General features: G+C 76.3%; 12 protein-coding genes. 3 read left to right on the forward strand and 9 right to left on the reverse strand.

Annotated features, from left to right (window positions below; genetic code table 11):
- Nucleotides 1-5 precede the first annotated feature (5 nt).
- The 7 genes from CKY47_RS08670 to CKY47_RS08700 are packed head-to-tail and all read right to left on the reverse strand — an operon-like array spanning nucleotide 6 to nucleotide 7,504.
- Nucleotides 6-1,403: an oligosaccharide flippase family protein gene (locus CKY47_RS08670; RefSeq protein ID WP_306745153.1), complete on the reverse strand. Its 1,398-nt coding sequence runs from the start codon at nucleotides 1,401-1,403 to the stop codon at nucleotides 6-8.
- Nucleotides 1,400-2,623 (reverse strand): glycosyltransferase 87 family protein, encoded by a 1,224-nt coding sequence (locus tag CKY47_RS08675; protein ID WP_306745154.1) that lies wholly within the window; start codon nucleotides 2,621-2,623, stop codon nucleotides 1,400-1,402. Before CKY47_RS08675 ends, CKY47_RS08670 begins: the two co-directional genes overlap by 4 nt.
- A complete protein-coding gene (locus tag CKY47_RS08680; protein ID WP_306745155.1) occupies nucleotides 2,620-3,495 on the reverse strand; it encodes a YveK family protein in 876 nt (291 codons plus the stop codon). Before CKY47_RS08680 ends, CKY47_RS08675 begins: the two co-directional genes overlap by 4 nt.
- A complete protein-coding gene (locus CKY47_RS08685) occupies nucleotides 3,492-4,553 on the reverse strand; it encodes a glycosyltransferase (RefSeq protein WP_306745156.1) in 1,062 nt (353 codons plus the stop codon). Before CKY47_RS08685 ends, CKY47_RS08680 begins: the two co-directional genes overlap by 4 nt.
- Nucleotides 4,543-5,739 (reverse strand): O-antigen ligase family protein, encoded by a 1,197-nt coding sequence (locus tag CKY47_RS08690; RefSeq protein ID WP_306745157.1) that lies wholly within the window; start codon nucleotides 5,737-5,739, stop codon nucleotides 4,543-4,545. The genes CKY47_RS08685 and CKY47_RS08690 overlap by 11 nt, the downstream gene beginning before the upstream one ends.
- Entirely contained in the window at nucleotides 5,736-6,683 is a 948-nt protein-coding gene (locus tag CKY47_RS08695; protein ID WP_306745158.1) for a polysaccharide deacetylase family protein, read from the reverse strand. Before CKY47_RS08695 ends, CKY47_RS08690 begins: the two co-directional genes overlap by 4 nt.
- Nucleotides 6,680-7,504: a hypothetical protein gene (locus CKY47_RS08700; RefSeq protein WP_306745159.1), complete on the reverse strand. Its 825-nt coding sequence runs from the start codon at nucleotides 7,502-7,504 to the stop codon at nucleotides 6,680-6,682. The genes CKY47_RS08695 and CKY47_RS08700 overlap by 4 nt, the downstream gene beginning before the upstream one ends.
- 202 nt (nucleotides 7,505-7,706) lie before the next feature.
- Between CKY47_RS08700 and CKY47_RS08705 the strand changes: the two genes are divergently transcribed.
- On the forward strand, nucleotides 7,707-8,336 hold the full coding sequence (locus CKY47_RS08705) for a class I SAM-dependent methyltransferase (protein ID WP_306745160.1): 630 nt from the start codon (nucleotides 7,707-7,709) through the stop codon (nucleotides 8,334-8,336).
- Here the strand turns inward: CKY47_RS08705 and CKY47_RS08710 are convergent.
- Both CKY47_RS08710 and CKY47_RS08715 read right to left on the reverse strand, forming a co-directional pair.
- The gene (locus CKY47_RS08710; protein ID WP_306745161.1) at nucleotides 8,333-9,208 is read right to left on the reverse strand and encodes an NAD-dependent protein deacetylase; all 876 of its coding nucleotides are present in this window, start codon (nucleotides 9,206-9,208) and stop codon (nucleotides 8,333-8,335) included. The genes CKY47_RS08705 and CKY47_RS08710 overlap by 4 nt on opposite strands.
- Nucleotides 9,209-9,239: 31 nt before the next feature.
- Nucleotides 9,240-11,444, reverse strand: coding sequence for a M20/M25/M40 family metallo-hydrolase (locus CKY47_RS08715; RefSeq protein ID WP_306745162.1), 2,205 nt, complete (start codon nucleotides 11,442-11,444; stop codon nucleotides 9,240-9,242).
- 128 nt (nucleotides 11,445-11,572) lie between these two features.
- Between CKY47_RS08715 and CKY47_RS08720 the strand changes: the two genes are divergently transcribed.
- Entirely contained in the window at nucleotides 11,573-12,496 is a 924-nt protein-coding gene (locus tag CKY47_RS08720; RefSeq protein ID WP_306745163.1) for a hypothetical protein, read from the forward strand.
- A 40-nt stretch (nucleotides 12,497-12,536) separates the two neighbouring features.
- Nucleotides 12,537-13,502 (forward strand): GNAT family N-acetyltransferase, encoded by a 966-nt coding sequence (locus CKY47_RS08725; protein ID WP_306745164.1) that lies wholly within the window; start codon nucleotides 12,537-12,539, stop codon nucleotides 13,500-13,502.
- Nucleotides 13,503-13,532 lie beyond the last annotated feature (30 nt).

The following is a 13,532-nucleotide window of genomic DNA, read 5'->3' on the forward strand; positions in this document are numbered from 1 at the left end:
GACCCTCACCGCCGCAGCACCTCCCTGTTCGTCAGCACCACGACCGCGCCGCACACCGCCACCAGCAACACCCCCTCCACGAGCGCGCCGGGCACCGACCCGGGCGGTCCGAACACGTCACCGGCGGCGTGCGCGACCACCGCGCAGCAGCCGGCCGCCGCGAGCACCCCGGCCGCGCCGCGCAGCACCGACCGGATCGGCGGGGCCAGGCCGCGCCGGGCCAGGGCGCGCCACGTCACCGGCACCAGCGCCCACGCCGACACCGCCTGCACGAGGGCCACCGCGACGACGCCGTACCGGGTGAACAGCGCCAGCCCGGTGACGAGCACGCCGAGGTGCGTCACCTCCAGCGCCAGGTAGCGGCGGGCGTGGCCGGCAGCCTTGAGCACCTGGTACCAGACGTGCAGCAGACCGATGCCCAGGCCGTAGAGGCACAGCAGGGCCAGCGGGAGCGCCGCGCCCGCCCAGCGGTCGCCGAACACCACGACCCGGTCGGCCAGCACGGCGGTCACCGCGTACAGCCCGCCGGTGAGCACCAGCACGGCCAGTGTGAACCGACCGACCACTTCGGACAGGTCACGCCCCTCGCGCAGGTACCGCGCGCACAGCGGCAGCAGGACGCCGCCGAGGACCACCGCGACCAGGATGTAGGGCACCCAGGCGATCCGGTACGCCAGCGAGTACACGCCGACCGCCTCCGCGCCCAGCACGCGGGCGACGGCCAGGTAGTCCAGGTTGATCAGCAGCACGGCCACCAGCGCGCCGGGACCCACGACCGCGATCCAGGCCAGCGCCTCCCGCGCGGCGGCGGCGTCCCACAGCGGGCGCACCCGCACGCCGACGACGACGCCCAGCACCGGTTGCGCGACCGCCGTGCACAGCAGGCCGACGACCAGCGAGTGCGGCCCCGCCCCGGCCGCGGCGAGCGCGATCGTGACGGCCGCGCCGAGCACGGCCGAGCCGGCGTCGGGCAGCAGCCGCCGCCGGAAGTCCAGCTCGCGGTGCAGCAGCCCCATCTGCACACCCGCCACGGCCGAGAACGGCAGGCTCAGCGCGGCCGGCCGCACCAGCGTCGCGACCGGGGCGTCCAGCACGTCGGCGACGGCGTCGGCCGCCAGCACCAGGCCCACCGCGAGCACCAGCCCGGTGCCCGCGCTGAGCACCAGCAGCGTGCCGGCCACCCGTCGCGGGTCGAGCCCGGTGCGGCTCACCACGTCGTACACGCCCATGGACTGCACGACCTGGCCGATGTTCACCAGGGCCACCGCGAGCGCCACCAGGCCGAGCCCCTCGGAGGTGAGGAACGCGGCGAGCACGAGCGTCACGGCCATCTGGCTGCCCTTGCCGAGCAGGTTGACCAGGAACAGCCACAGCGAGCCGCGCACGGCGACGTGCCCGGTCACGTCCGCGCGGACCGTGCGGCGACCACGACCAGGACCCAGGCGGCGACCAGCGCCACGCCGTCGACCGTCACGTCCACGCGCGGACCGAGGACGTCCCGGGCCGCCGTGCTCACGAAGTGCAGGTGCGCGAACGGCACCGCGACCGCGAGCAGCGCCCACCCGAGCCACCGGTCCCGCCCGCGCCACCACAGGGCGGCGACCGCCGCCGCCGACGGCACGGCGATCAGCACGTCACCGGGCTGGTGCACCGCGCAGACCACCACGGCCAGGCAGGTGAGCAGGTCCGCGACCTCGACCGCCCCCGCGCGGTCGAGGCGCCGCGCCGACACCGCGCTCACCACGAGCACGCCGACCAGCACCAGGCCCTCCGCGCCCGGCGGCAGCCACCCGGTGACGCGGTGGACCACGGCGGCGACGTCCACGCGTTGCGCCGTCATCGAGTCCACCGCGCCGTACGCGGTGGCGCCGGCGTGCTCCAGGTTCGCCGCGACGGCGTCCAGGAAGGACCCGACGCCGTCGCGCACCACCAGGGGTGCCAGCACCACCAGGGACGCCACCGCCGCGACGGCCGTGCCGGTCAGCGCCACCCGGCGCGACCCGCGCGCGAACAGCAGCAGTGCCAGCGGCAGGCCGAACTGGGGCTTGAGCCACGCCAGCGCGAGCGCCGCCGCCGCCCAGCGCGGGTGCCGGTCGCGGGCCAGCAGCGCGCCGGCCGCGCCGACCGCGATCAGCGGGTTGACCTGACCCACGTACAGCTGCGCCTTGCCGACCTGGCTGAGCAGCAGCAGGGCCGCGACCACCGCCGTGCCCAGGGCGAGCGGCACGTGCGGGCGCAGCCGGCCCGCCGCGAGGACGGCCAGCGCCAGCAGCAGCACCAGGGACGCCAGGGCGAACGCCACCGCGCCCACCCGGTAGCCGGGCAACGCGAACGGGGCGTGCAGCAGCAGGTGGTACGGCTGGTAGAGGTTGAAGTTCTGCCGCACCGGCCAGTGCGCGAACATCACCGCCGGGTGGTACGGGTTGCCGCCGTCGAGGAACTCGCGGATCGGGAAGTACAGCGCGTCGCGGAAGTCCTGCATCCGCTCCTCGGGCAGGTTCGCCCGGGTCGGCGTCGGCACCCGCCACGCGGGCAGCAGCGCCCGCCACGCGGCGAGCGCGCCGACCAGCGCGACCGCCGCCGCGAGCAACCGGGTGCGCCGGGCGTGCGCCACCGTCGTCACGACAGCACCACCGCGACGACGGTGGCGCCGGCGGGCAGCGACCCGACCACGGCGGCCAGCTCCTCCTGCCGACCGCCGCCCGGCACGACCGCGACGACCGCGTCGCCGTCGGCGGGCTCGGAGGTCTTGTCGGGCAGGGCGGCGGCCAGCTCCTCGGCCCGGTCGGTCAGGTCCGGCACGACGGCGACGACGCGGGCGGGCCGCGCGGACGCCGCGCACAGCACGGTCAGCCGCTCCACCAGGTCGGGGTCGTCGTCGTCCAGCACGGTCACCGGGTGCCGCACGCCCCCCGAGGCCAGCGCGGCCCGGACCTGGTCGCGGGGGCGCGTGCGGCGCAGGTGCCGGGCGGCCCACGTGCCGAGGCCCGCGACGACGGCGGCGACCAGGGCGAGCCCGGACGCCAGCGTCCGGTCCGGGGCCACGCGGGTGGTCTCCGGTCGGTCGAGCAGCCGCAGCCGGGCGGCCGGGGCGAGCAGGTCGACGTCCACCACGGCCCGCGCGATCCGCCCGGCGGCCAGCGCGGCCTGCTCGGCGGTCGGCGCGCGCACGGACAGGCGGGCCAGGCCCGAGGTGGGCACCAGCTCGACCGACACCCGGCCCGCCAACTCCTCCGTGGTGGTGCCCAGCTCGTCGGCGGTCGCGCTCAGCACGGACGGGCTGCGCGCCAGCTCCACCAGCGCGGGCAGCGACAGCGCGACCACCTCGCCGAACCCGGCCGTGCCCGGTTCGGCCGCCGCGGGTCCGGCGAGCAGCCCGACGCGGCTCTCGTACTCCTCGCCGCGCACCTCGACGGCCAGCAGCACGGCGGCGGCGACCAGCAGCGCCGCCCCGAGGCTCGTGACCAGGTGCCGTTTCACCGGTTGCCGCTTCACGCGCGCTCCCCGCCGACCGCGGTGCGCAGCAGTTCGTCGTAGGACCGCATGAGCAGGGCCGGGTCGTGGGCGCGGCGCACCGACGCGCGGCCCGCCTGGCCGAGCGCCGACCGGGCCCGCTCGTCGAACAGCAGCGAGCGCAGCGCCTCCGCCGTGGCGGCCGGGTCGCGGCGGGGCACGACGACACCGCCGCCGCCGGCGAGTGCCTGGCGCACGCCGTCGACGTCGGTCGCCACCACCGGGCGGCCCGCCGTGAGCGATTCCAGCACCGCGACCGGCATGCCCTCCCAGTCGCTGGTGAGGACGGTGAGGTCGGCGGCGGCGAGCAGGTCGGGCACGTCGCAGCGGTTGCCGAGGAACGCCACCCGGTCCGCGACGCCGAGGTCGGCGGCGAGGTGCGCCAGGTCGGGCCGCAGCGGGCCGTCGCCGGCGAGCCACAGCACGGCGTCGCCGCCCAGTCGCGCCCACGCCTCCAGCAGTACGTCGTGCCGCTTCTGCGGGACGAGCCGGGCCGGGCACAACGCGACCGGCACGTCCGGGCCGACGCCGTGCACCGCGCGGACCGCGTCGCGGTCGACCCGCTCGCGCTGCGGGAACACCGCGTTCGGGATGACCACCGGGTCGGTGACGCCCGCGGCGCGCAGCCGTTCGGCGGTGGCGTCGGCGACCGCGACCACCGTGCGCGAGGTGCGGCGCAGGATGCGGGCCGCGCCCTCGTAGTCGGCGTCGGCGACGCCGTGGAACACGGTCAGCAGCGGCACCCTGCGCGGCAGCACGGCGAGCCGGGCGACGAGGCTCGCCGACACGTTGTGCGCCAGCACCACCTCGGGTCGGAAGCTGCGGACGGCGGCCTTGGCCGCGGTGGTGGCGCGCAGCACGCCGGTCGCCTTGCGCCGGGCCACCGGCACGGTGAACGTGGGCACGCCGAGCGCGCGCAGCGCCTCCGCCCGGTGCCCGCCGCCGCTGGCCACGGCCGAGTGCCAGCCGAACTCCCCGCCGGCGCGGGCCATCCCGGCGACCAGGGCTTCGGCGCCCCCGGTCCCCATCTCACTGATCACGTGGAGCACACGCAACGTCGCTCGTTCTCCTCAGACGCAGGTGGGCCGCGGCGACGACCGCCACCAGCGACCACAACGGCAGGTAGTACTGCTGGGACAGGAAGGTCGAGGCGACCACGACCGCGATCAGGGACGCCTGGACGGCGACGACCGGCAGCGGGTCGGCGGTGGCGCGCAGGACGCGCTCGCCCGTGACGGCGGTCAGCGCGAGGAGCGCGGCGAACAGGGCGAACCCGGGCAGGCCCAGTTCGGCCGCGACCTCCAGGTACATGTTGTGCGCGACCGGGGACTGCTCGTCGATCTCGGCGTTGCGCGAGGCCGCCGGGTAGCCGGCGCGGAACCCGCCGGGGCCGACGCCGAGGCCGGGGTGTTCGGCGAGCATCCGGGCGGCGGCCTGCCAGCGCAGCTCGCGGGTGTCGACGTTGGTGCCCGCGACGTGGGTCTTCTCCCGGAGGGCCCGGTCCAGCTCGGGCCCGAAGAGCAGCACCGCGACCGCGCCGACCGCGACCAGCGCGCCGGCCGCGACCGCGAGGGCCTTGAGCGGCAGCGCCCGCCGGGCGAGCAGCCACGCGACGGCGGCGGTGAGCGCCAGTCCCCCGCCGCGCGAGAACGTCGCCGCCGCACCGGCCGCGAGCGTGGTGGCGGCGACGGCCAGCGCGGCGGTGCGGGCGCGTCCCGGCGCGCGCAGGGCGACGAGCAGCGGCAGGGCGGCGACCAGGAAGTAGGCGAGGTCGTTCGGGTCCTCCAGCGGCCCGGTGGCGCGGGTCTCGCCGAGCACCACGATGCTGTGCAGCGCGCCGCCGGCCGCGACGACCGCGCCGGCCACCGCGGCGGCGAGGACGGCCCGGATCGGCAACTCCCGCGCGACCACGTCGATCAGCACGACCGTGACCAGCAGGAACGGCAGCCAGCGCAGCGCGTACTCCAGCGTGTACGCACCTCCCGCGTGCAGCGCCGAGGACGCGAGGAGCACCACCGCGAACAGGCCGAGCACGGCGTGCACCGGGTGGGGTTCGGGCGCCCGGCGCTGTCGCGCGCGCACCACCGCCCAGGTCGTCACGAGCAGCGCGGGCACCACCTTGGCGAGCTGGCCGTGCACCTGGAGCAGGTAGCCCTCCAGCGGCGCGGCGAAGACCGTCGCGCACGCGGAGAAGCGCAGCAACCCGCTCAGGTCCGGCGGGGTCATGCCGGGCGCACCGGCAGGTCCACGTCGCGGTCGCGCAGGCCGGCGCCCAGGCGGCGGACGTGCTCGCCGGTGCCCACGACGTCGAAGTGCGCCCGCAGCGCGCCGAGCACCCAGCCGAGGAACGCGACCTTGCGCGCGCCGGGCACCGCCATGCCGGGGAAGAACCCCATGCCGGGGGCCTCGGCCGCGCCCAGCACGTCCGTGGGGTGCAGCAGCAGCGAGGGCTGCACCCCGCGCGCCCGGCACAGCCGCAGCGCGGTCCGGAAGTACCCGCGGGCCAAGCGGGGCGAGACCTGGTGCAGCTGGAGCAGGTACGAGCCGTGGATCGGCACGCGCAGCAGCGGCATCGTGGTGACCGGCAGCTCGACCAGGCCGGGGCCGACGCGCCAGCGGTAGGCGGTGTTGGGCGCGCGGACCCGGCCGAAGCCGCCGAACAGGTCGTCCGCGCCGCCGTCGGGCGCGGTGCGGTTGTGGTAGGCGCGGGCCAGCGGTCCGATCCAGGTGGGCAGGGTGCTGGCGTCGTAGTGGTAGCCGCGCTCGGCGAGGAGCCCGAGCAGGGTGGGGGTGACGCTGTAGCCGGGGCCGCGGAACCCGGTGGGGCGCGGCGCGCCGGCGGCGGTGATCGCGTCCTCGGTGCGGACCAGCTCGGCCTCCAGCTCGACGCGGGAGTAGCGGTGCAGCCACGGCTCGTGGCCGTACGAGTGGTTGGCGACCTCGTGCCCGGCCGCCGCGATGTCGGCCACGGCGCGCGCGCCGTCCTCGCGCTCGGCGTCCGCGCCGACCACGAACACGGTCGTGGTCAGGCCGTGCTCGCCGAAGACCTCCAGCAGGCGGGGCACGGCGGTGGGCAGGAAGCTCGGGCGGCCCTCCCACGCCGGGTCGCCGTGCGTCTTGAGGTAGGCCCAGAGGTTGTCCAGGTCGAGCGAGACGCTGGCGGTGCTCATGCCGCCGCCCGCGCGGGTGTGCGGGCGACCCGGTCGGCGGAGCCGAGCAGCAGGACGCCGGACACGACGAGCGCGACGCCCACCGCGACCCACCACTCGCGGCCGGGCGTGATGCGGTCGCCGAGCGCGGCGATGCCGACGACGGAGGTGATCACGACGGTGGTGGCGTCCATGGTGGCGGCGGTGGGGGTCGCCGGGCCGCGGCGCAGGGCGAGGACGAGGTAGGACTGGCCGACCAGGGCCGCGAACAGGGTCAGCCAGGCCAGCGGGTGGAACACGAGGGCGGGCAGGGGCCCGTCGGCGATCGTGCGGCTGGTGATCGCCACGACGGCGAACGCGAGGCCGGCCAGCGCGGCGAGCGGAACGACGCCCGCCACCCACCGCTGCACCAGGACCAGCGCGAGGACGGGCAGCCCGAACAGCAGCAGCCCGGGGCCGGTCGGCACGTCGTGCGCGGTCGACGGGGTGGCCGCGGCGACCAGCAGCACGAGCCCGGCGGCCATCACGACGAGCACGGCGACCTCGACGGACCGCACGCGCCAGCCGAGCGCGAGGACGCCGAAGGCGGTGGCCAGCCCGACCGCGCACGACGACCCGGCCTGCACGAGGTACAGCGGCAGCTCGGCGCGGGCGAGGAACGCGAGCGCGAACCCGGCCACCTGACCGCCGAAGCCGAGCAGGTACAGGCGGTCGCGCAGGAGCCGGGCCAGCAGCCCGAGCCCGCTCGTCGTGTCGTCGGCGCGGCGGGAGGCGACGGACTGGGCGACGATGCCCAGCGCGTACATCACCGCGGACGCGGCGAGTTCGAGGTAACCAGTCACGCGACTCTTCCCTGCACCGTGCGCGGGCGTGATCCCGGCGACGGTGGGGCAGCGTAGAGCCGGACGACCGGCGTCTCGTTCGAGCGATAGGGCGTTACTCGATCGAGGGATAACCCTGACTACGCAACGAGATCGCTGGGCCGTGTTGCCGAACCGGCAACTTTTGTTGTCACCCTGCCGAGTGCTCTCGCACGATGGCGGTATGACGACGGCGGAGCAGAACTGGGATGACCTCTACCGCGAACGCGGACAGGAGACCGGGCGGGCGTGGACGGGCAAGCCGAACGAGCTGCTGGTGCGCGAGGTCGGCCACCTCGACCCCGGCACAGCGCTGGACCTCGGGTGCGGCGAGGGCGGCGACGCCCTGTGGCTCGCCTCGCGGGGGTGGCGGGTGACGGGGGTCGACGTGTCGGGGGTGGCCCTGGCCCGCGCCGGGGCGGCGGCGGCCGAGGCCGGCGTGGCGGACCTGGTGGACTGGCAGCGGCACGACCTGTCGCGGTCGTTCCCGGACGGGGAGTTCGACCTGGTGTCGGCGCAGTTCCTGCACTCGCAGTGGGCGGCGGAGGGCGAGCGCGACGGCATCCTGGCCCGCGCGGCGGCGGCCGTCGCGCCGGGCGGCGTGCTGCTGGTCGTCGGGCACGCGGGCTGGCCGTCGTTCATCACCGAGCCGCCGTTCGAGCACCACTTCCCCACCAACGCCGAGGTGCTGACCGCCCTCGACCTCGGTGACGGGTGGGTGGTCGAGGTGGACGAGGCCGTCGAGCGGGAGGTCTCGCACGGCGACCAGCACGGCACGCGCCGCGACAACGTGCTCCGGCTGCGGCGGGCTTAGGCCCCCAGGCGCTCGACCAGCGAGGTGAGGGCGGGACCCAGGGGCAGGTCGACGCGGGTGGTCGCGCAGGCGTCGCCCCTGGTCTCGCCCCGGTTGACGATCAGCACCGGCTTCCCGTCGCCCGCCGCCCGCCGGACGAACCGCAGGCCGGACATGACGGTCAGCGAGGACCCCAGCACGAGCAGGGCGTCGGCGTCGTCCACCCGCCGGTAGCACTCGTCGACGCGCGCGCGGGGCACGTTCTCGCCGAAGAACACCACGTCGGGCTTGAGCACGCCGCCGCAGTCGGCGCAGTCCACCGGCCGGAACCCGCGCACCTGGTCGTCCGGGAGGTCCACGTCGCCGTCGGGGTTGACCCCGGTGGCGGCGCCGCCGAACGCCGGGTTGGCGGCGCGCAGCCTGCGGTCCAGCTCCTCGCGGGGGCTCGTGCGCCGGCACGACAGGCAGACGACCCGGTCGAGGCCGCCGTGCAGTTCGACCACGTCGGGCGTGCCGGCCGCCTGGTGCAGGCCGTCGACGTTCTGCGTGATGACGCCCGACAGGTGCCCCCGGGCCACCAGCCGCGCCACGGCGCGGTGACCGGCGTTGGGCGCGGCGCGGGCGATGGTGCGCCACCCGAGGTGGCTGCGCGCCCAGTAGCGGCGCCTGCCCTCGACGCTGCCGGTGAACTCGTCGTAGGTCATCGGGGTGTGCTTGCGCAGGCTGCCGCCGGCGCCCCGGTAGTCGGGGATGCCGGACTCGGTCGACAGCCCCGCGCCGCTGAGCACCAGCACGCGGCCCGCGCCGACGACCCGCACGACGTCTTCCAGGCTCGTGGTGCGCGGCAGCGGCGCACCGGTGGACGTCCAGCTCAGGGTCGGCCGCGTCCGCATGCCACCCAGGTTACGTGGCGCGGACGCGTGCCTACAGCCGGAACACCGCCCGCACCAGGGCCGCGTCGAACGCCCGGTTGCCGGACTGGACCGGCATGGTGTCGCCGGGACGCGGCCCGACCAGGACCGCGGCCCGGGGCGGGAGGCCGGTCGAGTGGTCGGCCAGGACGACCGTGAGGGGTGCGCCCGGGTCGAGCTCGCAGACGAGGTCGCGCGGTGCGGAGCCGTACAGCTCCAGGACGCGGGCGCCCAGGTCCAGGTCGCCGGCGCGGCAGTCGCCCGCCGGGAGGGTGACCTGGGTGCGCCACGCGGACGGGGTCGGGGTGACCCGGAACGTGACGGTGCGCCGCTCGCCCGTCGTGCTGCCGAGCACCTCGGCGGTGGGGGCCGGCAGGTCCAGGTCGGGGGCGTCGGCGCGCATCAGCCCGGTGGTGAGCATCGGGTACTCGTCGGTCAGCGTCACGCGCTCGGGGTCGTCACCGAGGACCCTCGACGTCCACTCGTCGGGTCGCGGGTCGGCGGAGAGCCACGACGACTCCCCCGTCTCGTCGTCCTGGAGGTAGATCAGCGAGTTCGGGCGCTGCTCGGCCTCGGTGAAGTCGACGCGCACGACGCCGACCGCCACCAGGGCCACCGCGAGCGCCGCCGCCACCGGCGCCGAGAGCCGGGGCAGGTCGATCAGCAGCGGGAACAGGAGGACGCCCGCCAGCAGCGCGAACACCACGCCGGCGGCGGCCAGCGGCATGCCCAGGGCCACCAGGAGGGTGCCCACCAGGGGCGGGTGGACCACCGCGGCGGCCAGCGGCGGCAGCACGAACAGCCGCGGGGACCACAGCGCGGGCAGGCCCAGCAGCAGCGGCCACTGGAACAGGAAGCTCGCCCCCGGCACGAGCAGCGCCGACGCGACCAGCAGCACGGCGGTCAGGACGAGCGCCCCGGCGAGCGCCTCGGTCCGCGTGCAGCGCCGCAGCGGGCGCACCGCCGCCAGCAGGGCGGTCAGGCCGAGGAGCAGGAACCCGGCGACGAACCAGCCCCGCTCGTACGGCTCGGACAGCGCGAGGAAGCCCAGCTCCGGTCGCACTGCGGCGACCAGCGCCCACACCCCGAACGCCGCGCCGCCCGCCACCACGACCGCGCCGGCCGACACCGCCGCCGCGAACAGCACCCGCCGCCACGCCGACCGTCCCCTGCGGACGAACAGCACCACGCCCAGGCCCAGCGCGGTCAGCAGGGCGAGCACCACCGCGAACCACACCGGGTAGTGCACCAGCACGCGGGAGAACAGGTCGAAGTACACCGCCGACGAGCCGTCCACGGTCCGCAGGTCGCGGTCGCCCAGCGCCCGCACCAGGCCGACCATCGTCTCGCCGTGGTGCTGGAGGCTGCCCCGGTCCAGCCGCTCCAGGTCGTCGTAGGGCGAGTGGTAGTCGTGCACGTGTTCGATGAACGCGCTGTTCAGCCCTCGTGCGCCCGCGTCCAGGAACACCGAGAAGTCGCTGTAGTTCGGCATCCGCCGGTACACCTCGTAGGCCAGCGAGTTCGCGATCGGCCTGCTCGACGCCCCGGCGAACGCGTCCACCAGCGGGCCGTTGCCGGGCCCGGTCTGGAACATCCACACCGGGCCGCCGCTGCCCCGCGCCTCCCAGTTGAGCACCGCGCCGTACTCCCCGACGCCGTGGCGCCGCACGAACGCCTCCGCGCCGAGCGTCCCCGCCTCCTCGCCGTCGGTGAACAGGAACACCACGTCGTTGCGCACGCCGGAGGTCGTCAGCGCCCGCAGGGTCTCCAGCATCGCCGCGACCGCCGCGCCGTCGTCGGCCGCGCCGGGACCGGTCGGCACCGAGTCGTGGTGCGCGACCAGCAGCAACGCCTTGCCGCCGCTCAGCGCCGGGTCGGAGCCGCGCACCCGCGCCACCACGTTGTGCGCGGTCGCCACGCGCTCCACGTCCCGCCACCGGTGGACCACGTCGTCGGACTCCACGGTCACCTCGGCGCCCAGGTCGCGGGCCGTGCGCACGAGGTGGTCGCGGACCCGTTCGTTGTCCGCCGAACCGATCGGGTGGGGTCGCTGCGCGATCTCCCGCAGGTGCTCCTCGGCCCGGCCGGCGGCGAACGCGTCCGCCGGGGCGTCGGCGACGGGCGCGGGCGGGCGGAACGCCAGCACGGCCAGCGCGGCCACCGCGGCGAGCACCGCGAGCAGCACCGGCGACCAGCGGGAACGGGCGTCCTCGATCATCCGGTGACCTTAAGCCGGCCGTCGTCCACGAAGCACGGGGGAACGTTCGCGGCCCCGCATCCGGACGCTTCCGGCGGACGCGGTCACCGCGTAGCGTCAGCCGGTGGTCCGGCGACGGAGGAGGTTCGATGGACATCCGGGACGACGTCGTGCGGGAGGACCCGTTCGCGACCGCGCTGCGGGCCGCGATCACCGCCCGCGGCCTGGGCCTGGACCGCATCCAGGAGCGGCTGCGCCACCGCGGCACCACGATCAGCGTGGCCGCGCTGAGCTACTGGCAGTCGGGTCGCCGCAGGCCGGAGCGCCGCGGGTCGCTGGTGGCCGTGCGGCACCTGGAGGAGGTGCTGGACGTGCCGCCGGGGTCGCTGACCGCGCTGCTCGGCGCGCCCCGGGCCCGTGGGCGGACCAAGCGTCCGTTCCACGGGCCGTCGCTGGAGGAGATGTGGCCGGCGCGGGCGCGGCTGGGGCCGCTGCTGTCGCGCGTCGACACCGACACCGACGAGGCGCTGACCCGCATCTCGCTGCACGTGCAGGTGGAGGTCGCGGCGGACCGGGGCCTGCGCACCGTGCGCACCCGCCAGGTGCTGCGCGCCAACCGGGACGGCGTGGACCGCTGGCTCACCGTCCAGGACACCACGGAGAACGGCCCGGCGCCGTCGATCGTGCCGCTGCGGTCGTGCCGGCTGGGCCGGGTCGCGCGGGACGAGCGGACCGGCGTGGTCGCGGCGGAACTGCTGTTCGACCGGCCGCTGGCGCGCGGCGAGACGATCGTCGTCGAGCACGGCACGGACATGGTCGGCCCGCCGTACCCGCGCGGTGACGACACCTACTGCCGCAAGTTCCGCGCGCCGATCCACGACTACGTGGTGGAGGTGCGGTTCGACCCGGCCGAGCTGCCGGTGTCGTGCCACCACTACACGATGACGCCCGAGCACTCGGACCCCGAGCACCACCGGCGGATGCCGGTGACGCCGGACGGCTACACGCACGCCGTGGCGCTGGGCTTCGGCCCCGGCACGTTCTGCGTGGGCTGGCGGTGGCCGGACGATTAACCGGTCGACACCGGCGGTGACCGCGGCGCACGATGCCGCCGTGGTCACCGACACCCTTCCCGCCGGCCTCGTCTCCCGGCCGGCGACGATCGACGACGCGGAGGCGGTCCTCACCCTGGTCAGGGCGTACACGACGGCCGTGGCGGGGTTCGCCGACTGCACGCTCGCCGATGTCCGCGACGAGCTGGGCAGGCCCGGTCGCCGGCCCGAGCGCGACGCGTGGCTGGTGTTCGACGCCGCGGGCGCGCCGGTCGGCTACGGCACCGCCGACGCGCGCGACGGCGGCGAGGTCGACGTGGACGTGGTGTCGGCGGACCCGGCGGTCGTCGACTGGCTGTTCGCGCGGGCGCTCGACCGGGCGCGGGAGGTCGGCCGGGAGGCCGGGCACGCCGAGGTGCGCGTCGACCAGGGCGTCCACCGGGACGACGAGGCGCTGCGCGCCACCGTGACCGCCCTGGGGTTCGCGCACGCCACCACGTTCCGGCGGATGCGGGTCGACCACGCCGGCGACGTGCCGCCGCCCGCGCCGGTCGCCGGGCTGGTGCTGCGGCAGGCGCTGGACGAGGACGTGCGGCGCGCCGTGCACGCGGTGTGGAACGCCTCGTTCGCCGGGCAGTTCGGGTTCACGCCGACGACCTACGAGGCGTGGCACGAGAAGCTGGAGGGGAAGTCGACCTCCGACTGGGGGGAGGTGTGGCTCGCCGAGCTGGACGGCGCGCCCGCCGGGTTCCTGGAGTGCACCGACCAGTTCCGCGACGAGGGTTCCGGGTACGTCGGCCACCTGGGCGTGGTGCCGGCGGCACGGGGGCGCGGCGTGGCCGGGCACCTGCTGCGGCACGCGTTCCACCGGCACGCGGCGGCGGGCCTCGGGGGCACGCTCCTGCACGTCGACTCGAACAACCCGACGCCCGCGCAGGGCCTGTACGAGTCGGCCGGCATGCGGCCGGTCCTGGTGATCGACGTGTGGCGGGCGACGCTCCCGACCGCTCAGGACGTCCGCGCGTAGCGGACCTCCGCCGACCCCCGATCACCTCGG

Source organism: Saccharothrix longispora, from assembly GCF_030852425.1.
GTDB classification, from domain to species: Bacteria; Actinomycetota; Actinomycetes; order Mycobacteriales; family Pseudonocardiaceae; genus Actinosynnema; species Actinosynnema longispora.